This is a genomic window from Aquisalimonas sp. APHAB1-3 (assembly GCF_048323695.1).
Taxonomy (GTDB): domain Bacteria; phylum Pseudomonadota; class Gammaproteobacteria; order Nitrococcales; family Aquisalimonadaceae; genus Aquisalimonas.
Genome location: NZ_JBLWFT010000002.1, coordinates 65,002 through 88,374, shown reverse-complemented (window position 1 = coordinate 88,374; position 23,373 = coordinate 65,002). Strand labels below are relative to the sequence as shown.

The 23,373-nt window shown below is 66.9% G+C and carries 25 protein-coding genes; 12 read left to right on the top strand and 13 right to left on the bottom strand.

What is annotated here, in order from left to right:
• Window positions 1-59: 59 nt before the first annotated feature.
• Window positions 60-677 carry a flavin reductase family protein gene (locus ACNSTU_RS05570; protein ID WP_290632763.1) on the bottom strand — a complete coding sequence of 206 codons (618 nt, stop codon included), beginning with the start codon at window positions 675-677 and terminating at the stop codon, window positions 60-62.
• Between the two features lie 212 nt (window positions 678-889).
• Between ACNSTU_RS05570 and ACNSTU_RS05565 the strand changes: the two genes are divergently transcribed.
• From ACNSTU_RS05565 to ACNSTU_RS05540, 6 genes are all read left to right on the top strand, one after another.
• Window positions 890-1,459 (top strand): NAD/FAD-utilizing enzyme, encoded by a 570-nt coding sequence (locus tag ACNSTU_RS05565; protein ID WP_290632765.1) that lies wholly within the window; start codon window positions 890-892, stop codon window positions 1,457-1,459.
• Window positions 1,460-1,577: 118 nt separating this feature from the next.
• Window positions 1,578-2,714 carry a cytochrome c oxidase subunit II gene (gene coxB, locus ACNSTU_RS05560; RefSeq protein ID WP_290632767.1) on the top strand — a complete coding sequence of 379 codons (1,137 nt, stop codon included), beginning with the start codon at window positions 1,578-1,580 and terminating at the stop codon, window positions 2,712-2,714.
• Window positions 2,715-2,728: 14 nt separating this feature from the next.
• Window positions 2,729-4,480: a cytochrome c oxidase subunit I gene (gene ctaD / locus ACNSTU_RS05555; RefSeq protein WP_290632769.1), complete on the top strand. Its 1,752-nt coding sequence runs from the start codon at window positions 2,729-2,731 to the stop codon at window positions 4,478-4,480.
• A complete protein-coding gene (locus tag ACNSTU_RS05550) occupies window positions 4,477-5,097 on the top strand; it encodes a cytochrome c oxidase subunit 3 (RefSeq protein ID WP_418212166.1) in 621 nt (206 codons plus the stop codon). The genes ctaD and ACNSTU_RS05550 overlap by 4 nt, the downstream gene beginning before the upstream one ends.
• Before the next feature lie 10 nt (window positions 5,098-5,107).
• A complete protein-coding gene (locus tag ACNSTU_RS05545; RefSeq protein WP_290632773.1) occupies window positions 5,108-5,809 on the top strand; it encodes a cytochrome c oxidase subunit 3 in 702 nt (233 codons plus the stop codon).
• Window positions 5,810-5,818: 9 nt separating this feature from the next.
• Window positions 5,819-6,139 (top strand): cytochrome C oxidase subunit IV family protein, encoded by a 321-nt coding sequence (locus ACNSTU_RS05540; protein WP_290632775.1) that lies wholly within the window; start codon window positions 5,819-5,821, stop codon window positions 6,137-6,139.
• 9 nt (window positions 6,140-6,148) lie between these two features.
• Here ACNSTU_RS05540 and ACNSTU_RS05535 read toward each other — a convergent pair whose 3' ends face one another.
• Window positions 6,149-6,589: a DUF6789 family protein gene (locus ACNSTU_RS05535; protein ID WP_290632777.1), complete on the bottom strand. Its 441-nt coding sequence runs from the start codon at window positions 6,587-6,589 to the stop codon at window positions 6,149-6,151.
• Between the two features lie 117 nt (window positions 6,590-6,706).
• On the opposite strand from ACNSTU_RS05535, the gene ACNSTU_RS05530 reads away from it, so the two are divergent.
• Entirely contained in the window at window positions 6,707-7,522 is an 816-nt protein-coding gene (locus ACNSTU_RS05530; RefSeq protein ID WP_290632779.1) for a class II glutamine amidotransferase, read from the top strand.
• A gap of 144 nt (window positions 7,523-7,666) precedes the next feature.
• Here the strand turns inward: ACNSTU_RS05530 and ACNSTU_RS05525 are convergent, their stop codons facing one another.
• From ACNSTU_RS05525 to ACNSTU_RS05475, 11 genes are all read right to left on the bottom strand, one after another.
• Entirely contained in the window at window positions 7,667-9,091 is a 1,425-nt protein-coding gene (locus tag ACNSTU_RS05525; RefSeq protein ID WP_418212165.1) for a phospholipase D-like domain-containing protein, read from the bottom strand.
• A gap of 74 nt (window positions 9,092-9,165) precedes the next feature.
• Complete coding sequence (gene ubiA, locus ACNSTU_RS05520) at window positions 9,166-10,044, bottom strand: 4-hydroxybenzoate octaprenyltransferase (protein ID WP_290632876.1); 879 nt, start codon at window positions 10,042-10,044, stop codon at window positions 9,166-9,168.
• Entirely contained in the window at window positions 10,041-10,541 is a 501-nt protein-coding gene (locus ACNSTU_RS05515) for a chorismate--pyruvate lyase family protein (protein WP_290632783.1), read from the bottom strand. Before ACNSTU_RS05515 ends, ubiA begins: the two co-directional genes overlap by 4 nt.
• Window positions 10,542-10,675: 134 nt before the next feature.
• Window positions 10,676-12,766, bottom strand: a complete 2,091-nt coding sequence (gene recG / locus ACNSTU_RS05510; protein ID WP_290632785.1) for an ATP-dependent DNA helicase RecG — start codon at window positions 12,764-12,766, stop codon at window positions 10,676-10,678.
• A gap of 4 nt (window positions 12,767-12,770) precedes the next feature.
• The gene (locus tag ACNSTU_RS05505; RefSeq protein WP_290632787.1) at window positions 12,771-13,160 is read right to left on the bottom strand and encodes a RidA family protein; all 390 of its coding nucleotides are present in this window, start codon (window positions 13,158-13,160) and stop codon (window positions 12,771-12,773) included.
• A 74-nt stretch (window positions 13,161-13,234) separates the two neighbouring features.
• A complete protein-coding gene (locus ACNSTU_RS05500) occupies window positions 13,235-14,254 on the bottom strand; it encodes a GGDEF domain-containing protein (RefSeq protein ID WP_290632790.1) in 1,020 nt (339 codons plus the stop codon).
• A 120-nt stretch (window positions 14,255-14,374) separates the two neighbouring features.
• Entirely contained in the window at window positions 14,375-16,063 is a 1,689-nt protein-coding gene (locus ACNSTU_RS05495; protein WP_290636759.1) for an ExeM/NucH family extracellular endonuclease, read from the bottom strand.
• 49 nt (window positions 16,064-16,112) lie between these two features.
• Window positions 16,113-18,287, bottom strand: coding sequence for a bifunctional GTP diphosphokinase/guanosine-3',5'-bis pyrophosphate 3'-pyrophosphohydrolase (gene spoT / locus ACNSTU_RS05490; RefSeq protein WP_290632794.1), 2,175 nt, complete (start codon window positions 18,285-18,287; stop codon window positions 16,113-16,115).
• Between the two features lie 8 nt (window positions 18,288-18,295).
• Complete coding sequence (rpoZ, locus tag ACNSTU_RS05485) at window positions 18,296-18,559, bottom strand: DNA-directed RNA polymerase subunit omega (protein WP_290632796.1); 264 nt, start codon at window positions 18,557-18,559, stop codon at window positions 18,296-18,298.
• A 150-nt stretch (window positions 18,560-18,709) separates the two neighbouring features.
• A complete protein-coding gene (gmk, locus tag ACNSTU_RS05480) occupies window positions 18,710-19,321 on the bottom strand; it encodes a guanylate kinase (protein ID WP_290632798.1) in 612 nt (203 codons plus the stop codon).
• Between the two features lie 13 nt (window positions 19,322-19,334).
• A complete protein-coding gene (locus tag ACNSTU_RS05475) occupies window positions 19,335-20,198 on the bottom strand; it encodes a YicC/YloC family endoribonuclease (protein ID WP_290632800.1) in 864 nt (287 codons plus the stop codon).
• 198 nt (window positions 20,199-20,396) lie between these two features.
• On the opposite strand from ACNSTU_RS05475, the gene rph reads away from it, so the two are divergent.
• Genes rph through ACNSTU_RS05450 form a run of 5 tightly spaced genes read left to right on the top strand, consistent with a single transcriptional unit; the run spans window position 20,397 to window position 23,372 of the window.
• Window positions 20,397-21,116 (top strand): ribonuclease PH, encoded by a 720-nt coding sequence (gene rph / locus ACNSTU_RS05470; RefSeq protein WP_290632802.1) that lies wholly within the window; start codon window positions 20,397-20,399, stop codon window positions 21,114-21,116.
• On the top strand, window positions 21,116-21,709 hold the full coding sequence (rdgB, locus tag ACNSTU_RS05465; RefSeq protein ID WP_290632804.1) for an RdgB/HAM1 family non-canonical purine NTP pyrophosphatase: 594 nt from the start codon (window positions 21,116-21,118) through the stop codon (window positions 21,707-21,709). Before rph ends, rdgB begins: the two co-directional genes overlap by 1 nt.
• Window positions 21,710-21,754: 45 nt before the next feature.
• The gene (gene hemW, locus ACNSTU_RS05460; protein ID WP_290632806.1) at window positions 21,755-22,912 is read left to right on the top strand and encodes a radical SAM family heme chaperone HemW; all 1,158 of its coding nucleotides are present in this window, start codon (window positions 21,755-21,757) and stop codon (window positions 22,910-22,912) included.
• The gene (locus tag ACNSTU_RS05455; RefSeq protein ID WP_290632808.1) at window positions 22,909-23,097 is read left to right on the top strand and encodes a CPXCG motif-containing cysteine-rich protein; all 189 of its coding nucleotides are present in this window, start codon (window positions 22,909-22,911) and stop codon (window positions 23,095-23,097) included. Before hemW ends, ACNSTU_RS05455 begins: the two co-directional genes overlap by 4 nt.
• 38 nt (window positions 23,098-23,135) lie before the next feature.
• Window positions 23,136-23,372: a transcriptional antiterminator, Rof gene (locus ACNSTU_RS05450; RefSeq protein ID WP_290632810.1), complete on the top strand. Its 237-nt coding sequence runs from the start codon at window positions 23,136-23,138 to the stop codon at window positions 23,370-23,372.
• The last annotated feature ends 1 nt before the right edge of the window (window position 23,373 follow it).

Genomic DNA, 23,373 nt, shown 5'->3' with positions numbered 1-23,373 from the left:
CTGGTGGACCAGGTCCTCAGACTCGGGCATCCACCGGAAAGGCTCCGGTGACAGGCCGCTCAGGGCCTGTACATGCGGAAACGCCGGGACGCGTCGACGCCGAAGTAGTCCGCCGGGCCACCGGCACGCAGGATCGGCTCGGCAGCGGCGGTGTCGTAGATGCCGTCCTTGAGCAGATCCTCGCGGATGTGGACCCCGACCACTTCGCCGAACACCATCCAGCTGTCCACCCGGGCACCACCGGCGCTCTGGAGCTGCAGTACCTGGGTCACGACACACTCGAACGACACCGGCGTCTCCGCCACCCGCGGCGCACTGATCACCCGGGACGGCGCCGGGGTCAGCCCGGCCAGCTCGAACTCGTCCACCTCGGGTGCAACCGCCGCACAGCTGGCATTCATGGCCTCGGCCAGGGGCCGAGTGGCCAGATTCCAGCCGAACTCGCCGGTGTCGACGATATTCCGTACCGAGTCCTTGTAGCCGATGCTGGCAAAGCCGACGATGGGCGGCCGGTAGTTGAAGGCATTGAAGAAGCTGTATGGCGCCAGATTGAGCCGGCCTTCCGGGTCGCGGGAGGAGATCCATCCGATCGGGCGCGGCGCCACCATGGCGTTGAACGGATCATGTGGCAGGCCGTGGCCCTGGGCAGGCTCATAGAAGTACATGCTGTCAGCCATGGGACACCCTCTGTTGATCTGCCCGGCGAGCTTACGCAGGTTTACGCGCGGAATGCCAGCACTTCCGGGAAGTTTTTATGTCGAAACAGCCCAATGAACAACGGCTTATCGATCCGAAAATTCTAAAAAGACCGTAGCCAACCCGCCCTCGTGAACCACACTTCGGGTAAGGGACACGCTGATCACCTTTGCACAACGGAGGAGGGGTGGTCATGAAACTGAACCGGTATTTTTTCATCAGCGACGATCTGGACGATCTGGAACGCCTTGAAGAGGACCTGGAGGCGGCCGGCGTGGTCACGCCCCAGATCCATGTGCTGAGCCTCAAGGACAGTGCGGTGGAACGCCACCACCACCTCAACGCCGTCACCGACCTGATGAAGACCGACCTGGTGCACTCGACGCTGATCGGTGCGGCACTGGGTGTGTGCGCCGCCGCCCTCGCACTGCTCGTACCCTGGGCCATGGGCTGGACGGGCACGGAAGCGGGCTGGCTGCCTTTCGTCTTCCTCGCCATCGTGCTGCTCGGGTTCCTGACCTGGGAAGGCGGGCTGCGGGGCATTGAGACCCCGAATGTCCACTTCCGGCGCTTCGAATCCGCGCTGAAAATGGGTCAGCACGTCTTCTTTGTTGATCTGGAACCCGGTCAGGAAGACATCCTCAATCGCGTGCTGCAGCGCCACCCCACCGTGAAGGAGGCGGGCACGCAGACCGGCGCACCCCACTGGCTGATCGCCATGCAGTTCCGCATGAAGCGGTTCTTCACGGAGACGTTTCCGTAATGGACTGCCGGCGGACGGTTACTGGCCGGGCTCTGGCGCCGTTGTTGCCTGCGCGCTGACCCGGCCCGGTTTCAACGGGGCGGCATGACGCCAGCCCGGCATACCAGGGTGAGTGGCCATGGGTGTGGTCATCGTTCTGATCGTGGTGGTCGTGGCCTCGGTCGTGTTCCACCTGGTGAGCCCCTGGGGGCTGACCGAGCTCGCATCCAACTGGTACTCCATGGATGTGATGCTCCACCTGTCGTTCGCCGTCACCGGCGTCGTCTTTGTCGCGGTGATGGCGTTCATGATCTATGCGCTGGTGAAATACCGTCACCGGCAGGGACAGCGGGCGGCCTACACACCCGACAACCGGCGCCTGGAGTGGTGGCTTCTGGGGCTGACCACGGTCGGCATCGTCGCGCTGCTGGCCCCCGGCCTGGCCGTCTACAACAACTTCGTCAACCCGCCCGACGACGCCATGGCCGTGGAAGCCTTCGGCGAGCAGTGGCGCTTCCACTACCGCTACCCGGGAGAGGACGGCGAATTCGGCCGTACCGACACCCGCCTGATCAGCTCCGACAACCCGCTCGGACTGGACCCGGACGACCCGGCCTCCCGGGACGACATCGTCATCGCGGACGGCGCGCTACGCCTGCCCGTCGACCGCCCGGTGCAGATGCACCTGCGCTCCCAGGACGTCATCCACGGCTTCTTCGTGCCGCAGTTCCGGGCAAAGATGGACATGGTGCCCGGCATGGTCACCCACTTCTGGTTTACTCCCACCCGCACGGGCGAGTTCGAGGTGCTGTGCACCCAGCACTGCGGCATCGCCCACTACCGCATGCGCGACGACGTCCTCGTCATGGAGCAGGACGACTTCGACGCCTGGCTGGCCGAACGCCGCACCTTCGGCGACCAGATGGCGGCCCTGGAAGAACGTGAGGAAGACGAGGACGTGCGCTGGGGCCGGGAGCTGGCCGACTCGGAAGGCTGCATGGCCTGCCACACCGCCGACGGCAGCCGCAGCATCGGCCCCACCTGGCTGAACCTCTACGGCAGCGAGGTCACCCTGGACGACGGCTCCACCGTTACCGCCGACGCCGATTACATCCGCCGCTCGATCACCGACCCGCGGGCGCAGATCACCGAGGGGTACCCGCCGGCAATGCCCGCCTACGATTTCGAGGACGACGAGCTGGACGCGCTGTTGGCGTATATTCGCAGCCTCACGGACGACGACACGCCACCCACCGAAAACGGCACCGGAGACTGACCGGGAGACTCGCCATGGCCTATTCCGCTTCCGCCGACAGCCATGCCCATCACGAGCCCCAGAGCTTCGTGCGGAAGTACATCTGGAGCCAGGATCACAAAGTCATCGCCATCCAGTACGCGGTCACCGCCATCGGCGTGGGGCTGGTGGCGCTGGTGCTCTCCGGGCTGATGCGCATCCAACTCGGTTTTCCCGACTCGGGGCTCATCGACGCCGAAGCGTACTACCAGTTCATGACCATGCACGGCATGATCATGGTGGTCTACCTGCTCACCGCCCTGTTCCTGGGCGGGTTCGGCAACTACCTGATCCCGCTGATGGTCGGCGCACGGGACATGGTCTTCCCCTACCTCAACATGTTGAGCTACTGGTTCTACCTGCTGTCGGTGCTCGTACTGATGGCGAGCTTCTTCGTGCCGGACGGCCCCACCGGCGCGGGCTGGACCCTCTACCCGCCCCAGGCCATCACCGGCGGCACGCCGGGTGCGGACTGGGGCATTCTCACCATGCTGGTCTCCCTGGCGATCTTCATCGTCGCCGCCACCATGGGCGGGCTGAACTACGTGGTCACCGTGCTGCAGGCGCGCGCACCGGGCATGACGCTCATGCGCATGCCGCTGACCGTCTGGGGAATCTTCGTCGCCGCCATCATGGCGCTGCTGGCCTTCCCCGCCCTGTTCGTGGCAGCGGTGATGATGATCCTGGACAGCACCCTGGGCACCAGCTTCTTCATGCCGGCGATCATCGCCATGGGTCAGCAGATGGATCACGAAGGCGGCAGCCCGCTGCTGTTCCAGCACCTGTTCTGGTTCTTCGGCCACCCGGAGGTCTACATCGTGGCGCTGCCCGCCTTCGGCCTGGTGTCGGACCTCATCAGCACCCACGCCCGGAAGAACATCTTCGGCTACCACATGATGGTATGGGCCATCGTCATCATCGGCTTTCTCAGCTTCTTCGTCTGGGCCCACCACATGTACGTGAGCGGCATGAACCTGTCGTTCGGCTACTTCTTTGCCATCTCCACGCTCATCATCGCCGTGCCCACGGCCATCAAGGTCTATAACTGGGTGCTGACCCTGTGGAAGGGCGACATCCATTTCACCGTGCCCATGCTGTTCGCCATCGGTTTCATCGTCACCTTCATCGTCGGCGGGCTCACGGGGCTGTTTCTGGGCAACGTGGTGGTGGACATTCCGCTGGCGGACACCTACTTCGTGGTGGCGCACTTCCACATGGTCATGGGTGTGGCGCCGATTCTCGTTGTATTCGGCGCCATCTATCACTGGTATCCCAAGGTCACCGGCCGGATGATGGATGAGCGCCTGGGACACATCCATTTCTGGATCACGTTCCTGGGCACCTACGCCATCTACTTCCCCATGCACTATCTCGGCGTGCTGGGAATGCCGCGGCGGTACTACGACTACGATTACGACTTCATCCCGCAGTCCGCCCACGACCTGAACACGTTCATTACCGTGGTGGCGCTGGCAGTGGGCGTGGCCCAGGTGCTGTTTCTGTGGAACATGGCCTGGAGCGCCGTCCGCGGCAGGTCGTCCGGCGGCAATCCGTGGAATGCCACCAGCCTGGAGTGGCAGACCCCGGAGACCCCGCCGGGGCACGGTAACTGGGGCCCGGAACTGCCCGAAGTCCACCGCTGGGCGTACGACTACAACGTGCCCGGGGCGCCGCAGGACTTTATCCCGCAGACCGAACCGCGGCCGACCAGCGCCCCAGGTCACGGCCACAGGGAGGACGCAACATGAGCTTCTGGGTCCGGCGAGAGCCCGAGCGCGGCAGCCTGGAGCCGAGCTCCGGCATTGGTCACTGGCAGGGACCGGTGAGCCGGGGTCCGGCCCTGCGACGGGGCCTGTACACCTTTCTGCTGCCCCTGGCGTCACTGTTCGGGCTGGTCATCATGGCCTACATCATGCGCCGCCACATGCCGGACTGGCAGCCCGTGGCACTGCCATGGCAGGTGTGGCTGAGCACGTTGCTGCTGCTGGCCAGCAGTCTCGCCTTCGAGCAGGCCCGGAAGGCCGCACGCCTGGCGCATCTGCCCGCGCTCCGGCGGGCGGTGCTGGCGGCCGGCGCGCTGGCGCTGGCCTTCCTCGGCAGCCAGATCTGGGCATGGGCGGACCTCCAACAGCAGGGGGGGTACCTGGCAGCGAACCCCTCCTACAGCTTCTTCTACCTGATGACGGGCCTGCACGCCCTGCACCTGCTGGGCGGCCTGGTCGCCTGGTCGCGGCTGCGCATGGCGTCCCGCCTCGGTGCGGACCGCGCGGCGCTGCAGCTCTCGATTCAGCTGTGTGCCATCTACTGGCATTTCCTGCTGACGGTGTGGCTGGTGCTGCTGGGGGTACTGGTTATCATGGCATGAGGACCGGGTAATGGCGGTGGAATCCGGACAGCGACACGAATCCACACGTCCCGGCCGGGGCGAGTCCGGCTGGCAGAGCCTGGTCAGCGACTGGGCGGCGGACCGGGCGACGTTCCGCAACGTCTCCTGGGGCAAGGCCATGATGTGGATCTTCCTGCTCAGCGACACCTTCGTGTTCACGCTGCTGCTGGTGGGCTACATGGCCGTGCGGCTGACCACGCCACTGGCCTGGCCGGATACCAGCGAGGTCTTCGCCCTGACCGTCCTCGGTCACGAGTTCCCGCTGCTGCTGATCGCCATCATGACGTTCATTCTCATCACCAGCAGCGGCACCATGGCCATGGCGGTGAATTTCGGTTACCGGAAGAATCGGCGCATGGCCGCGCTCTTCCTGCTGCTCACGGCCCTGCTGGGGGCCACCTTCGTCGGCTTGCAGGTCTACGAGTGGACCGATCTCATCGGCAAGGGCGTGCGCCCGTGGGAGAACCCCATGGGCGCCCCGCAGTTCGGCGCCGCGTTCTTCATGATCACCGGGTTCCACGGGCTGCACGTCTCCATCGGCGTGCTCTACCTGCTGATCGTGGCGATCAAGGTGCTCAAGGGGCACTACGACCGCAGCGGCGACTACGAGCCCGTGGAAGTGGCCGGGCTGTACTGGCACTTCGTGGACCTGGTCTGGGTGTTCATCTTCGCGTTCTTCTACCTATTGTGAGGTGCCGCCATGACCACGCATGAGGAACACAAACAGCCCCCCATCGCCCTCTACCTGCAGGTCTGGGGCTGGCTGTTCGTACTGAGCTTTCTGTCCTACCTGGTGGATTACAACGATCTGCAGGGGTTCTGGCGCTGGTTCCTGGTGCTGCTGTTCATGCTGGCGAAGGCAGGGCTGATCGTCGCCATTTTCATGCACGTGCGCTGGGAGCGGCCATCGCTGGTCTATGCGGTGTTGATACCACCGCTGGTGCTGCTGGTGCTGGTGCTGTTCCTCGCCATCGAAGGCGAGTACATCACCCTGCTGCGCAGCCAGTATTTCGGCCAGTAGCCCACTTGATCAGAGTGTCTTCAACCAGCCGAAGGAGGCGCCGAGCACGGCGCCATAGATCAGGTGCGACAGCAGCGTGCCGAAGGGAATCAGGGCGCCGAACCCCATCCCGAACAGCCCCGAACCGGCCATGGGGAACAGCACCACCATGACCAGCAGCCATGCGAGCACGCCGAAGATGAGCCCGCGCGCCAGATAGCCGCCGCCGGGCAGGTAACGCGCCAGCACGCCGAACAGCCCACCCCACAGAAGAATCCCCACCACGAAGTGAATGAACCAGCCAAGCACATCCACCGCCACCACGTTCATGGCCGTCTGCGCCGCCAGGCTCATGACCTCGATGGGGTTGAACCAGGGCATGATGCCGGCCGCCAGCCGGAACACCATGAGAATCGTCATGACCAATGTGGCAACCAGCCCCGCAATAATGCCGCGTCCCAGGTCTGCCATGACACACCTCCATGCCCGTCGCCTTGTGGCTTCTTTTTCCTGGAGTATAGCGGTCCGGTGGCAGGTCTGACGGTATACTGGTTGCCCTGCGCCACCCAATCGGAGTAACGACCGACCATGTGTGAACTGCTGGCCATGAGCGCCAACACGCCAACGGACCTTTGCTTCAGTTTCACGGGTCTGCGCCAGCGCGGAGGCGGTGCCGGACCGCATCGTGATGGCTGGGGCGTCGCCTTCTACGAAGGGCGTGGCGTGCGCGTGTTTCACGACCCGGAGCCCAGCGCCAGCTCACGCATCGCCGAGGTGCTGGAAACCCACCCCATCAAGAGCGAGGCGGCGATCTGCCATATCCGGCAGGCCAACGTGGGGCATGTGGCGCTGGAGAACACCCACCCGTTCATCCGCGAACTCCGGGGACGCTACTGGACGTTTGCCCACAACGGGCAGATCGAGGGGTTCCGGGCACGGCCCGGCATCTATGAGCCCGTGGGCGATACCGACAGCGAGCACATCTTCTGCGACCTGCTGAACGGCATCCGCGCCGAGTTGGCCCCGGACGTCGGCCTGGATGCCCTGCTGGCCGAGCTGGTCAGCCGCGCCGAGGCCTACGCCCAGCGCGGTGTGTGCAATCTGCTGGTGAGCAACGGCGACTGGCTGTTCACGTTCTGCAGCACGCGCATGACCGCCATCACCCGCCGCGCGCCCTTCGGCCCGGCACGGCTGAAGGACGCGGATGTCACCGTGGACTTCGAGGCGGAGACCACGCCGCGGGACATCGTCAGCGTCATCGCCACCGAGGCACTCACCAGCGACGAACACTGGGACGACTACCTGCCGGGCGAGTGGCGCCTGTGGCGTCAGGGGGAAGTATATGCCAGCGGTCGCGTGCCGGTACCGGACCTGGCACACCCCACGGCCGCACCGGAGACCTGAGGGCGGCGGCCTGCCGCCGCGCCCCTGCCCCCTCCATGGCGGAGCCGCCGTGGGGCCGGCGTTCCGTCCACCGTATGGGTAATGCCGTGGATTCCCTCCACGGGGCTGCCCTAACAAGATTGCGGCCTTTTCAACGGTGCAACTTCAGAGATAGGGCATTGCCAGACGCGCGACACCGTCGCGCAACCGCTCGGGCAGGGGCCGTTCGTCCACGTCCTCACAGGTCAGCGGGCGCGCCCGGCGGATGCGCTCGTCCACGCGGGCGCTCAGGTTGTGGGCCAGGGTGCGGTCGAAGCACTCCAGGTTGAACTCGAAGTTCAGGCGCAGACTGCGCGGATCCCAGTTCGACGACCCCACGAACACCCAGGCGTCGTCCACGACCATGAGCTTGGTGTGATCGAACGGCTTCGGCGTCAACCACACACGACAATCGTAGATCAGCACCTGGCGGATCTGCCCCATCATGGCCCAGTGTACGAAGGGGAGATTGGACTGCTCCGGCAGCACGATGTCCACGGTCACGCCGCGAATCGACGCCGTGTTCAGCACCGCGGCCAGGGTGGCCTCCGGCAGGAAATAGGGCGTGACGATGCGCACCGACTCCCGCGCCGTGGTCACCGCCGCCTGCAGCGCCATTTGGTGGGTCAGGAAGTGGTGGTCGGGGCCGTCGGGCACGCCCCGGGCCACGACGGTCCCGGCCGGGGTCAGCTCCGGGAACCAGCCGGGGCCGTCCAGCTCTTCCTCGGTGGCGAACAGCCAGTCTTCGTAGAACGTTTCCTGGAGATGACGCACCACCGGCCCCTCGACGCGAAAGTGCAGGTCCAGCGTCGCCCTCCGGCCGGCGTCGCGGTAGTGGTGGTGGCGGATGTTCATCCCGCCGGTGAAGCCGATGCAGCCGTCCACCACCAGGAGTTTGCGGTGATTGCGCAGGTTGATGCCCACCAGCCGCGCCGGAAACCCGGGGAAGAACCGCGCCACGGGCACCCCGCGCCGTTGCAGATCACCCACCATGGACGGCCATGTATACCGCTCGCCGGCGTTGTCGATCAGCACCCGCACCTCGACGCCACGGGCCACGGCACGCTGCAGCGCGTCCGCAAAAGCATGCCCCACATCGTCGTTGCCGAAGATGTAGGTGGCCAGAGTCACCGTGCGTTCGGCCTGATCGATGGCCGCAATCATGGCGGGATAGGCTTCATCGCCGTCCATCAACGGTTCGACGCTGTTGCCCTGGACCAGCGGCCGGGGCACGATCCGGTTGGTTGCCTGGGCCAGCCCCTCCAGGTACTGCGCGTCCGGCCCCAGGCGGTTGCGCAACATGGTGAGGCCACACTCGTGATCGCGCGCGAACTCGTCCAGCACCTTGCGGCGCAGGGCAGCCGCGCGGCGGTTGATGCGATTGATCCCGAACAGCAGGTAGAGACCGGCACCGAGCACCGGCACCAGCCACAGCAGCGCCACCCAGGTGAGGGCGCTGCGCGAGTCCCGTTTCGCCAGGACCGCGTGTGCCGAGCCGATCAGGGCCAGCACGGGCGCGATCACTGCAATGACGCTGTACCAGAATTCCATGGCCTGCAGCCTGTTCCGGATGGACGAAGGGCCTCACGCTACCGGGGCCGGGTGCGACACGTCGCGCACGGCCGTCAGAGCGCCGCCCAGCCGTAGCTGAGCACAATGCCCACGAAGATGATGCCGCCGTAGATGTTGTTGTTCAGAAACGCCTGGAAGCAGCGCTCGCGGCTACGGTCCCGGATCAGCCACTGCTGATAGGCGAACAGCCCGGTGGCGATCACCAGGGCGACGTAATAGGCCGGCCCGAGCTGCGCCTGCAGGCCGACGAACAGCAGCGTCAGCGTCATCAGGCCCTGCAGCAGACCAATGATCAGCCGATCGTGCTCCCCGAACAGGATGGCGGTGGACTTCACGCCGATGCGCAGATCGTCATCCCGGTCCACCATGGCGTACTGGGTGTCATAGACGGTGGCCCAGACCACCGCCGCGATGAACACCAGCCAGGCGATCTCCGGCACGGTTCCGGTCTGGGCCGCGAAGGCCATGGGCACGGCCCAGCCAAACGCCATGCCCAGGTGGACCTGCGGCAGGTGCGTGTAGCGCTTCGCGAACGGGTAGGTGGCGGCCAGCAGCACCCCGACCACCGACAGCGCAATGGTAAGCGCATTCATCAGCAGCACCAGCCCGAACGCCACCAGGCAGAGGGTCGCGAACACGCCCAACGCCTCCCGTTCGCTCACCAGCCCCTGGGCCATGGGCCGGTGGGTGGTGCGCTTCACATGGCCGTCGACGTTGCGGTCGGCGTAATCGTTGATCACGCAACCGGCTGCGCGCATGACCAGCACACCCAGAACGAAGACGATGAGCACGAGGGGGTCAGGGAAGCCACCGGCGGCGATCCAGAGCGCCCACAGCATGGGCCACAGGAGCAGGAAATTGCCGATGGGCCGGTTCAGGCGCGCCAGACGCGCATACTGAATGAGTCGCTCCGCGAAAGGGGTGATGTTCACGCTCGACACGGCAACAGCTCCGGGAGAAACAGCTCGGCAACCAGCAGGGGCCGGCCGTTGAGATAATGCACCACGCGCCGGGCCCAGCAATCCCGCGCCGATGATAACCCGAGACGCCGCATGCGGTCTGCCAGCCAGTCATCGCGCCGCAGCCGCGCCACCTCCAGCGGGTCGCGCCGGGTCCCCCCACCCTGGAACAACAGCTCGCCGAGGGGACGCGAGCCAAGCCGGCGCAGGCCATCGTTACCGCCGGCCAGGGACGCCGGCGGGATGACCGTACGCGCGGCGATCAATGGCGTGTCACCGCAGCACAGCACCACTTCACGAATCCAGGCCAGCCGCCGGTGATCGAGCTGGAGTCGCCACGCTTCATCCAGTGCGGGGCGGCGCCAGCCCTGCCCAAGCACACGGACGCTGAATGTGCTGCCACAGCGGCGCCGCAGCGCCGCGGTCAGCGACCCCGTCTCCACGACCCAGTCCCGCACCGGTCGCGGCATGGGGCGGCCTGGCCGGCCATCGTGCGTCCGCCACTGGCAAAAACGGTGTCGCATCAGCGGATGATCACTCCCCGGGGCCCAGAACGCGCGGCAGTATCGCATGGGCCCGGTGTGCGTGCATCCGGCATCACCACTCACACGCGACCGTAGCGAGCGGCCGCGCCCACCCAGCGCTCGATCAGCGGATCGGCACTGGCGGGGGCCTCCTGCAGCAGGCGGTCCGCCATCTGCTGGACGTGCGGGATGAGTTCGCCATCGGCCACCAGATCGGCCACGCGCAGGGCCCAGGCCCCGGTCTGCCGGGTACCCAGGAGCTCACCCGGCCCCCGGATCTCCAGGTCGCGCCGGGCGATTTCGAAACCATCACTGGACTCCCGCAGAACCGCCAGCCGCGCCCTGGCCGTCTCGGTCAGCGGCGCGTGGTAGAGCAGCACGCAGCTGCTGGCGGCGGTGCCACGGCCGACCCGCCCGCGCAGCTGGTGGAGCTGGGCCAGCCCCAGGCGCTCCGGGTTCTCGATCACCAGCAGGCTGGCATTGGGGACGTCCACACCCACCTCGATGACCGTGGTCGCCACCAGGAGGTCCACGTCGCCGTCGGCAAAGGCGCGCATGACCCCGTCCTTCTCAGCGGCTTTCAGGCGGCCATGCACCAGCCCGATCCGCAGCTCCGGCAGCGCCTCCTGGAGCAGTTCCACCGTTTCGGCCGCCGCCTGCGCCTGCAGCGTGTCGGACTCCTCAATCAGGGTGCACACCCAGTACGCCTGCCGCCCCTCGGCACACGCCTTGGCGATGCCGGCCACCACTTCGTCGCGGCGGGTGTCCGGCACGGCCACGGTCTTCACCGGGGTGCGCCCCGGTGGCAGCTCGTCGATGACCGAGACGTCCAGGTCCGCGTAGGCGGTCATGGCCAGGGTCCGGGGAATCGGGGTCGCGGTCATGATCAGCTGGTGGGGCTGGGCATGCTCCCGCTGCCCCTTCTCCCGCAGGGCGAGGCGCTGATGCACGCCGAAGCGGTGCTGCTCGTCCACCACTACGAGCCCCAGACGCGAGAACGTCACGTCCTCCTGGAACAGCGCATGGGTGCCGACCACCACCTGGCTCTCGCCGTCGGCCAGCGCGCGCAGCGCTTCCCGCCGGTCCGATGCGGGCATCCGACCCGACAGCCAGGCCACCACAACCCCCAGCGGCTCCAGCCAGTCGCGGAAATTCCGGTAATGCTGCTCGGCGAGCAGCTCCGTCGGCGCCATGATGGCTGTCTGCATGCCGCTCTCGACGCTGCGCAGGGCGGCCAGGGCCGCGATCACCGTCTTGCCGGAGCCCACATCACCCTGGATCAGACGCAGCATGGGCGCACGACTGGCCATGTCCGCGGCGGTCTCCCGGTCGACACGATCCTGCGCTCCGGTGAGAGTGAACGCCAGACGCTCGCGGAAGGCCGCGACCAGCCGCCCGGTGCCGCGGAGCACGGGCGCCGCGGCGCGATCCCGCAGCCGGTGGCGCTGGCGCCGCAGCGTCAGGTGATGGGCCAGCAGCTCCTCCAGCACGAGCCGTCGCCGGGCCGGGTAGTCGCGTGCCTCCAGGGCGGCCAGGGGAGTGTCATCCGGTGGCCGGTGCAGGCACTTCACCGCCTCGGTGAAGGTGGGCAGCCCGGCGTCACCGTGCAGCGCCGGCGGCAGGAGCTCCTCCGGTGCGGCGGCGTCGAGCAGCGCAATGGCGCCGTCCACCAGGCGACGCAACGCGGTCTGGTTGAGGCCCTGGGTGGCGGGGTAGACGGGCAGCAGGCCATCGCCCCCGTCGCCGGTATCGGCACCGATCTCCAGCTCGGGATGGATCATCTGCAGCCCGGACGGGCCGTCACGCACCTCGCCGAAACAGCGCACGCGGGTACCGCGAGCGAGGCGTTTCTGCTGGCCGGGGTGGAAATGGAAGAACACCAGGGTCAGCGCCCCCGTGCCATCGGTGATACGGCACAGCAGCCGGCTCCGCCGGCCTCGGGCGACTTCCGCCAGCTCCACCGTGCCGCTGGCCAGAGCCTGTTCCCCGGGGCGCAGCTCGCCCAGCCGGCGCACGCGACTGCGGTCCTCGTAGCGCAGGGGGAGGTGCAGGAGCAGGTCCTGCACGGAATGAATGCCGAGCTGCGCCAGACGCTCGGCCTGGCGCTCGCCCACACCACGCAGGCTGGTCACCGGCCGGCCCAGCGCGTCCCTGTCAGCTTGGGCCGGCACGGGCTCAGGCCTTGTCGCGCACCAGAATGGCGTCCATCTCGACGCCGGCGCCCTTGGGCAGACTGGCGACGCCCAGAGCGGCCCGGGCCGGGTAAGGGGCGTTGAACCGCTCTTCCATCATCTCGTTGACTAGGCCGAAGTTGCCCAGATCGGTGAGGTAGATGTTGAGCTTGACGATGTCCTCCAGAGTGGCGCCCGCGGCTTCACAGACGGCCTGCAGGTTGTTGAACACCTGCTCCACCTGGGCGCGGATGTCACCGCGGACCAGATCCATGCTTTCCGGGTCCAGGGGAATCTGTCCGGACAAATAAACGGTATTGTCGACCCGGATGGCCTGCGAATACGGCCCGATGGCCGAGGGTGCCCGATCCGTGTGGATCACTTCCCGCGTCATGGCGCTTGTCCTCTCCTCGTTGGAATGCGTTGATATCAACCCTGCCAAAGGTAACAGAAAGGGCTGCATTACGGTCACACGGCCTGATTGCCCAACGCCGCATCGGGGAACGTAGTATCGGCCGTGGCCACGTTGACGCGGTTGCGCCCGGCCAGCTTTGCCGCGTAGAGGGCCGCGTCTGCGCGCCGCAGCCAGTCGCGCTGGGTCTCCCCGTAACGCAGCTCGGCCACGCCCGCGGAGACCGTGAGCTGGTCGGTGCCGGGAAACCGGGTGGAGGCAACACGCGCCCGCAGCTTCTCGGCGATACGGGTGGCGGCACCAGCCCGGGTTGACGGCAGCGAGACCACGAACTCCTCGCCACCGTAGCGAAACACGCGGTCGCTCTGCCGCAGGCGATGACGCAACAGCTCCGTGAGCTGCACCAGGATTTCGTCGCCCATCAGATGGCCACGGGTGTCGTTGATGCGCTTGAAATGGTCGATATCCAGGACAATCAGGGAACAGGGCAGGCCGTAGCGGTCCCGGAGATACACCGCCTCATCCAGCCGGCTTTCCATCTGCCGGCGATTGCCGGCTCCCGAGAGCGGGTCCTCCATGGCCAGGCCTTCCAGTTCCCGGGCGCTGCGCTGGAGATTGTGGGCGAACAGGAACGTGAAGCTGCTGGTGAGCAACAGCGTGGACACGATGCGCAGGACATGTTCGATGGGCATGACCATGAACAGCACCGGGGTCACCACCACCAGGAACCCCAGATTGATCGCTGCGGCGATGCGGAAGCTGTAGAGTAGGTAGAACACCAGCACCAGTGGATAGGCCCAGTAGACACCCACCAGGGTCAGCTCGTGGATGGACACCAGAACAGCGGTAATCGCCGTCGCCACGACCACGGCGTTGAACAGCGGCGCCACATGCCCGCGCCGGTAAATCCAGACCGACAGCATCATGAACGCCACCGCGGCACCACCCACCGCCACACTCATGAGCGGGTCCGCCACCATCACGTGGTAGAGCGAAAAGGGGATCAGCAGTACACCGGCCACCGCATAGACCAGCGCCGTGTAGTTGAAATTCAGGTGTCGATTCTGGAGGCGCAAGCGGACCCCGGCTGCTCTGGTGTCTAGTTCTGATTCTTCGCGCAGAGTCGGCACTTGATGACGCTTCATCACGACAACGCCCGGAAAGTCTACCATAACCGCGGAGTTCGGCACCGTACGTCAGCGCAAGGCATCGATGCCCAGCAGCAGCGGATCGTGGTCCGACGCCCGGTAAGGCCCGTCGGCCGCCGGGGATCCCGCCAGGCGACCGTCGAAACCGAACACCGGCGGCTCATCGGCATTGATGTGCCAGATGGTGGCCCCGGCCACCCGCCCCGCCATGGATTCGGTGGCGAAGGCGTAGTCCAGGGTCCCGGCACCGCCACGGAAGACGTAGCTGTACTGCCCCTCCGGCGGCAGGCGATCCGCCACCAGGTTCAGGTAGGCCGCCTCCCCCAGCCGGCGCACGGGATCCTCGGCGGCGTAGCTGTTGAAATCGCCGAGCAGCAGCACGTCATCGACGCCCGTGCGGGCCACCTTGCGCGCGACAAAATCCAGCAGCGCTTCGGCCTGACGCGTACGCAGACGATTCCAGCAGCCCTGGCCACGATCCACGTCACCGGTGTCCGGACAGCCGACCTTGGCCTTGAAGTGCACCACCACCGCCAGCAGCGGCTCACCGTCCGCGGGGCGGAACACCGCAGCCTGAGGTGGCCGGTTATGCACGGACGCAGTGTCCCGGAACGGCCCTTCAAGCAGCGTCAGACGGTCCGGGCGGTACGCGAATCCCACCTTGATCGCATCGGTGCCCGTCTCCCCGCCGGTGACGGCGCGGTACTCCGGGCCATCCAGGGCCGCGGAGGCCCGCTCAGCAAGGTCGTCCGCGGCCGCCGCATCATTCTCGAGTTCCACCAGTGCCAGCAGGTCGGCGTCGAGCCCCTCCAGCGCCGCCTGCAACCGCGCGCGCTGGCGCTCCAGCTCACGGGCATCGGCAGCACCCCGCTCGCCAAGGGTGAGAAAGTAGTTCTCGACATTGAACGCCGCCGCGCGCACGTCGCCGGCAATGGAGTCCGGTCTCTGTGGCCGAGGGTTCTCCTCTGTGAACCGGGGCGGTTCCACCGGGTGCAGCCGCCAGCGGTCAAAAGCGAACGTCAGCACCCCGGTCGGTGCATGCACGCGATCTCCGGCGCGCCGCGTACCGCTGGCATCGTCCAGATACGGCACCGGGTCGGGCTCGGCCTGGTAGCTACCGTCGTCCAGGAGGAGACGCTTTGCCGGCTGGTCGTCGCTGCGGCGGCGGATCAGCCGTTCCGGGGCCAGATCAAGGGTGCCGTGGCGGCCGAGGTGGTAATTGTCGATCACCGTGAGCGTGCCGGGATAGCGAACCAGACGCCCCTCGAACCGGTCGCGGTCAGCCTCGGCGAGCGGCAGCTCCAGCGGCTCCGGCTCCGGCAGGCCGGGCGCGCCACACTGGTACACGGCATCCACATAACCGATCTGCGGGCGACCGTGAAAGCGGTCGGTGGTGCCCGTCACCCGTAGCAGGTGTCCCGGGCGGACACGCTCCCGCTGCGCGTCGTCGAGCGCAGGCGCATAGACAAACAACGCCCCGGGCGCCTGGCCGTCAGGGGCCGCCATGAAGAACCCGTTCAAGGCGTCCCGCCCCAGGAAGGCGCCGGTAACGACACCGGCCACCGTGATCTGCTTGCCTTCGGAGATCGCGGCATCGCCCTGCCCGGCCGCTGCCGCCAGGGGCACCGGATCGTCACGACAGGGGTCGGCGGTGTCACCGAATGCCAGGTAGGCGACCAGCAAGGCGGCCATCCCGGCGCCCCACAGCACGTCCTTGCGCATGAGCCAGTCCTTCATGATGTAATCCTGTTGCTGCTTCCCGTCCGTGGGAGGTGCGGCAAGCCTCTCAGCCCTTGACGCGGTTGATGCGCAGCACGCTGTTCAGTACACGCAGGCGGCGCATGATACGCGCGAGGTGCCGGCGTCCCTGAACGGCGATACTGAAGTTGATGGTGGCAATCATGCCGTCACGCTCGTCCACCGAGACGTTGAGGATATTGCCTTCGCTGTCGGAGATAGTGGACGCCACCTCGGCGAGCACACCGCGTTCGTTCACCACGTCCACGCGCACCGGCACCTGGAATTCCCGCTGGATGTCCGCTTCCCACTGGACATCCAGCCACTTCTCCGGGTGCTTGCGGTACTCCTGCAGGTTGTTGCAGTCCTGCAGGTGGATCACCATCCCGCGCCCGGAACTGGCAAAGCCGATGATCGGGTCGCCGGGGATGGGATTGCAGCAGCGCGCGAAGGTGACCACCGCGCCTTCGGTGCCGCGGATGGTGAGTCGCTGCAGATCGTCGGTTTCCGACTCCACCAGCTCTTCCGAGAGCCCGGCCAGATGGCGGGCCGCCAGCCAGGGCATGCGCCGCCCGAGGCCGATGTTCTCCAGCAGCCCTTCCAGGGTCTCGAAGCCCTGGGCCTCCAGGCCCTGCTCCACCTGCTCGGCGGGCAGCTGATCCAGGTCCAGGGCCAGGCTCTGCAACGCCTGCTCGAGCAATCTGCGGCCCAGGCTGGTGGCCTCCTCGTGGCGCAGATTCTTGAGCGAGTGCCGGATGGCGGAGCGCGCCTTGGCGGTGACCACGAAGTCCAGCCAGGCGGGATTGGGGCGCGCACCCGGCGCAGTGATGATGTCGATGGTCTGCCCGGTCTCGAGTTGCGTGCGCAGCGGCGCAAGGCGCTTGTCCACCTTGGCGGCGAGGCAGGTGTCACCGATGTCCGAGTGCACGGCGTAGGCGAAGTCCACCAGCGTCGCCCCCCGCGGCATTTCCATGATGTCGCCGCTGGGGGTGAAGACGTAGACTTCGTCCGGGAACAGGTCCACCTTGACGTTCTCGATGAACTCCAGTGGGTTGCCGGCGTTCTTCTGCATCTCCAGCAGATCCTTGACCCACTCCCGCGCCCTGCTCTGGGCCGTGTTCTCCTTGGCCCCGCCAATCTTGTACATCCAGTGTGCCGCCACGCCCATCTCCGCAACCCGGTGCATCTCGCCGGTGCGGATCTGCACCTCGATCTGGATGCCCCTGGGGCCCCAGAGCATGGTGTGCAGAGACTGATATCCGTTGCTCTTGGGGATGGCGATGTAGTCCTTGAAGTGCCCGGGCATCGGCTTGTAGAGACCGTGCATCGCACCCAGTACGCGGTAGCATTCATCCACCGAGTCAACCACCACGCGGAAGCCGTAGACGTCGAAGACGGCGTTGAACCCCTTGCGCTCCCCGTGGCCATGCATCTTCTGGTAGATGCTGTAGAGGTGCTTCTCCCGCCCCTGAACCTGGGCGTCGATACCCATGCCGGCCAGGCGCTCCTGGAGCGCGTCATTGACCTTGGCCACCAGCTTCTTCTGATTGCGCCGCGCCTTGCGGACCTGGGCCTTGATGACCCGGCAGCGCATGGGGTGGATGGCCGCGAAGCACAGATCCTCGAGCTCGATGCGGACGTTGTTGATCCCCAGCCGGTTGGCGATGGGCGCATAGATGTCGAGGGTTTCGCGGGCAATGCGGCGCCGTTTGTACGGCGGCATGACCCAGACCGTGCGCATGTTGTGGAGGCGGTCGGCCAGCTTGATGATGATGACCCGGATATCCCGGGACATGGCCATCATCATCTTGCGGAAATTGGCCGCCTGGGCCTCCGCCTTGCTCTCGAAGTGGATCTGCGTGAGCTTGGAGACCCCGTCGACGATCTCGGCGACTTCCTCGCCGAACTCCGACGCGATCTGCTCCTTGGCGGTGGGGGTGTCTTCGATGACGTCGTGCAGGATGGCGGCGACGATGCTCTGGTAATCCAGCCGCATCTCTGCCAGCACCTTGGCCACTGCCACGGGGTGGGTGATGTACGGCTCGCCGGAGAGCCGCCGCTGGCCCTCGTGCGCGCTGGCCCCGAACCGGTAGGCGCGATAAACCGTCTGCACGTGCTCGGGCTCGAGATAGGTCTCGAGCAACGAACACAGCTCGCTGATCCGGTGATTCGGATCAGCGCCGGTTGGCTCATCGGCCTCCGTCAGCGGGTCTACACGGGCCAAGCATCACCTCAGGTCTCGTCCGGCGTCTCCGGAGTGGGCTGGGTTTCGGCCGCGACCTGATACTCCGTTTCCAGATCCTCCTCCAGGATGGAGGGGCCCACATGGGCGCCCGCGATTTCGCGCAGCGCAAGCACGGTGGGCTTGTCGTTCTCGAGCGGGACGCGCGGTTCCAGCCCGTTCGACAGCTGCCGTGCCCGCTTGGTGGCCACCAGAACCAGTTCGAAACGGTTATCAACGTTTTCGAGGCAGTCCTCGACGGTAACGCGTGCCATTAAAAAACTCCTTGAGACAGATAGCTACTGGTCTAAGTGTACCTGAAACACGGGGCAAGTGTGATGCCCCGCACCATGAATGATCGCACCATGCACCGATGCGGTGCCAAGGCGGTCTCCGACCCGGGGCGGGCGAGCGGGAAACGGCACTCAGGCGAGCAGGTCGGCGAGGGTTCCGGCGAGACGTTCACGCTGCGCAACCAGCCGCAGCCGGCGCGTGCGCACGATGGAGACCAACTCATCCAGTGCGTGCCCGAAGGCGTCATTGACCACCAGGTAGTCGTACTCGTCGTAATGAGACATCTCGTTCACCGCCTCCTGCATCCGGCGGGCGATGACGTCTTCCGGGTCCTTGCCCCGCTCGCGCAGCCGGCGGTCCAGCTCCTGACGAGAGGGCGGCAGCACGAAGATGGAGACACACTCTGGCATGGCCTGGCGCACCTGCTGCGCCCCCTGCCAGTCGATCTCGAGGATCACGTCAGTGCCGGCCTCCAGCTGCCGCTGCACGGCGCTGATCGCGGTGCCATAGGCGTTTCCGAACACCTGCGCATGCTCCAGGAAGTCGTCGGCATCGATCATTGCCTGGAACCGGCCCGCGCTGACGAAGTGGTAGTCGATGCCGTCCCGTTCGCCGTCGCGCCGCGGCCGGGTGGTGTGGGACACCGAGATGCTCAGCCCCGGAACCGTATCCACCAGCGCCTTCACCAGGCTGGTCTTGCCAGCGCCCGACGGCGCCGAGACGATGTAGAGGGTGCCGATCATCGGATAAGGGTCCTCACTCCAGGTTCTGGATCTGCTCGCGCATCTGTTCGATCAACACCTTCATGTCCACGGAGGTGTTGGTGGTCTCCAGCGCGGCCGACTTGGAGCCCAGGGTGTTGGCCTCGCGGTTGAGCTCCTGCATGAGGAAGTCGAGCCGCCGGCCGATGGGTTCCTGCCGCTGGAGCACGTCCTGGATCTCCTGCACGTGCGCCTCCAGGCGGTCCAGCTCCTCGGCGACGTCCATGCGCTGGGCCACGTAGATGAGCTCCTGCTCCAGGCGGTGGGGGTCGGCGGGCTGGTCCAGCTCCGCCAGGCGCTGCTCCAGCTTGCGCCGCACGCGCTGGTTGATCTCGGGCATATGCACGCGGATGTCGCTGGCCAGCGTCTGCAGCTGCGTCGCACGCTCGCCGATCATGGCTGCCAGCCGGTCACCTTCGCGTTCGCGCGTCGCCACGAAGCCGTCCAGGGTCTCGTCGAGCAGATTCAGCGCCGCCTCCCTGACCGGCTCCAGGTCACGGCCCTGCTCCCGAAGCACGCCCGGCAGCCGGAGCACATCCGTCGCCGGTATGGGCGCGGCGCCGTGCAGCCGGACATTGAGCTCGCGGGTCGCTGCCAGGAGCTGATCCACGTACTCCCAGTTCAACTGAACATCTGCCGACGCCGCCGTGGCCTCGAACCGCAGACTGCACTCCACCTTGCCCCGCCCGAGCCGCTTGCCGATACGCTCGCGCACGGCCGTCTCCAGCTGGCGCAGGTCGTCCGGCAGACGCGGATGGACGTCCAGATAACGGTGATTCACGGACCGGAGTTCCCAGGACAGGCGGCCCCACTCGCCCTGGGTTTCCCGGCGCTCGAACGCGGTCATACTGCGCGGCATGGCGCCTTCTCCCTGTGGCCCTGTTGCTGACTGGCAGGATGGAGCGGTGATTCGCCCTCTCGGAAGACTGGTATCTTACGCATTCTCGCGGCCGCGCAAAACCGCCACCCGCGGCGCGGGAGGCGGCATCGCCCCGCACGCGCAACCGGGGGTGTGTTACCCTCTGCGCCCCAGATTCAACACCCCGGAGGTTCCGCCATGCGCCCCAGTGGCCGCCAGCCCGACGAACTGCGCACCATCCGCCTGACACGCCGATTCACCAAGCATGCCGAAGGCTCGGTGCTGGTGGAGTTCGGCGACACGCGCGTGCTGTGCACCGCCTCTGTGGAAGAGAGTGTGCCCGGCTTCCTGCGCGGCAAGGGCCGCGGCTGGGTCACGGCGGAATACGGCATGCTGCCCCGCTCCACCGGCTCGCGCATGGGCCGCGAGGCGGCGCGCGGCAAACAGCAGGGCCGGACAGTGGAGATCCAGCGTCTTATCGGCCGCTCCCTGCGCGCTGCGATCGACATGGAGGCGCTGGGTGAGCGCGCGGTGGTCATCGACTGCGACGTGCTCCAGGCCGACGGCGGCACGCGCACGGCCTCCATCACCGGCGGCTACGTGGCGCTGGCCGATGCCGTTTCCACGCTCATGGAGCGGGGACAGCTCAAGCGCAGCCCGCTGCACGGGCAGGTCGCGTCGGTCTCCGTGGGCATCTACCGGGGCGTCCCCGTGCTGGATCTGGACTACCCTGAGGACTCGGAGGCGGAAACGGACATGAACGTGGTCATGAACGACGCCGGCGCCTTCATCGAGGTCCAGGGAACCGCCGAGGGCCATGCCTTCCGCCGGGATGAGCTGGACGCCATGACCACCCTGGCGGAGAACGGCATCGCCGAACTGATCCGCCGCCAGCGCGAGGCCCTGGAGGCGTCGTAATGCAGCGCACGGTGTTCGCCAGCAACAACGCGGGCAAGGTGGCGGAGGTCGCGGAACTGCTGCGGCCCACCGGTCACACGGTGATCCCGCAGTCGGAGTATCTGGTTCCGGAAGCGGAGGAGACCGGGCTCACGTTCGTGGAGAACGCCCTCATCAAGGCGCGCAACGCCTGCCACCACACCAGCCTGCCGGCAATCGCCGACGACTCCGGCCTGGAAGTGGACGCGCTCCACGGCGAACCGGGCATCTACTCGTCACGCTACGCCGGCGAGCACGGCGACGACGCCGCCAACAACAGCCTGCTGCTGGGTGAGCTCGCCGGTGTGCCGGACGCGGAGCGCACGGCACGATTCCGCTGCGTCATGGTCTATCTACGGCATGCCGAGGATCCGGCGCCGCTGATCTGCCAGGGCGTCTGGGAAGGCCGTATTCTGGACGCCCCACGCGGCGCGGGCGGCTTCGGCTACGACCCGGTGTTCTGGGTTCCGGCGGAGGCCTGCAGCGCCGCGGAGCTGCCACCGGAGACAAAGAACCGCCTGAGCCACCGCGGACAGGCACTGCGGGCGTTACTGGCCGCACTGGACAACGGCTGAGCCGGGGACGACCGTCGCCGGTCGCCGCACCGGAAGCGGGTCATCATGAGCACACTGGCAACACCACCGCTGGGCCTTTACGTGCACCTGCCCTGGTGCGTGCGCAAGTGCCCCTACTGCGACTTCAATTCCCACACCGCCCCCGACCAGCTGCCCGTGGACGACTATCTGGCGGCCCTGCGTGCGGATCTGAACAGTGAGCTGGAGCGCGCGCAGGGCCGGCGCATCGAGACCGTGTTCATCGGTGGCGGCACGCCCAGCCTGTTTCCGGCCGACGCCATCGGCACCGTGCTGGAGTGGCTGGGTGACCACCTCGCCGCCGACGCCGAGATCACCCTTGAAGCCAACCCGGGAACGCTGGAGCAGGGGCGCTTCGCCGGGTTCCGCGCCGCCGGGGTGAACCGGCTGTCCATCGGCGTGCAGAGTTTCGACGATGCCCGCCTGCAGGCACTTGGACGTATCCACGGCCCGGACGACGCCCGCCGTGCGGTGGACGCCGCCCACGAAGCCGGTTTCGAGACCTTCAACGTGGACCTCATGTTCGCCCTGCCCGGGCAGGATCACGCCGGCGCCATGGCGGACATCGATGAAGCCCTGCGGCTCGGCGCCCCGCACATCTCCCACTACCAGCTCACCATCGAACCCAACACCGTGTTCTACTCCCGCCCGCCGGCGCTGCCCGACGAGGAGACGGCCTGGACCATGCAGCAGGCGTGCAGCGCCCATCTGAGCGGACACGGCCTGCAGCGCTACGAGGTCTCGGCCTGGGGACGACCCGGCCACGCCTGCCGGCACAACCTGAACTACTGGCGCTTCGGCGACTACCTTGCCATCGGCGCCGGCGGCCACGGCAAGGTGAGCTGTTCCCACGACGGACGCATCAGCCGCTACCGCAAGGTGCGGGTGCCGGCCTTGTACATGGCGCGCGCGCGCGAGGGACGCGCCGACGCGGAGTGCACCGACGTGCCCGCGGCGGACCGTCCGCTGGAGTTCCTCATGAACGCACTGCGACTGGACGAAGGCTTCAGCCTGTCCCTGTTCACGGCCCGCACCGGGCTGCCCGCCGCGGCCATTGCGGACCGGATCCAGCGCGCCGTGGACGACGGCCTGCTGGAACGGGATGACGACCGCGTGCGGACCACCCATGCGGGCCACATGTATCTGGACTCCCTGCTGCAGCGCTTTCTGCCGGAGACGCCATGATCACCGAGACCACCGTCGACTGCCCCTACTGCGGCGAGCCCTTCACCACGCTGGTGGACTACTCCGAAGGCGAACAGCGTTACATCGAGGACTGCCAGGTCTGCTGTCAGCCCATCGAGTTCGTGGTCGCCGTGGACGCCAGTGGCGAGCTCGCCGATGTTACCGTGCTCCGGGATGACGAGTGACATGGACGGATCCGCGCTCCGGGTTTATATAACTGGATATGAGCGACTACCACCCCATCGGATGCGAGACGTATGCGGCCCTGGAGATTGCCATCGTGCAGGGTGTACGGCTGCGTGTGGGCTGGCAGAGCCCGGACGGGCGCTGGCATGTGGAGCCGCTGTTGCCGGTTGACCTGCGCATCCGCGCCCAGGAGGAGTACCTGATCGCGCAGCGCAGCGCCGGACGGCCCCTGGAGATCCGGCTTGACCGGATCTGCGGTTTCCGGCCGCTGTAGG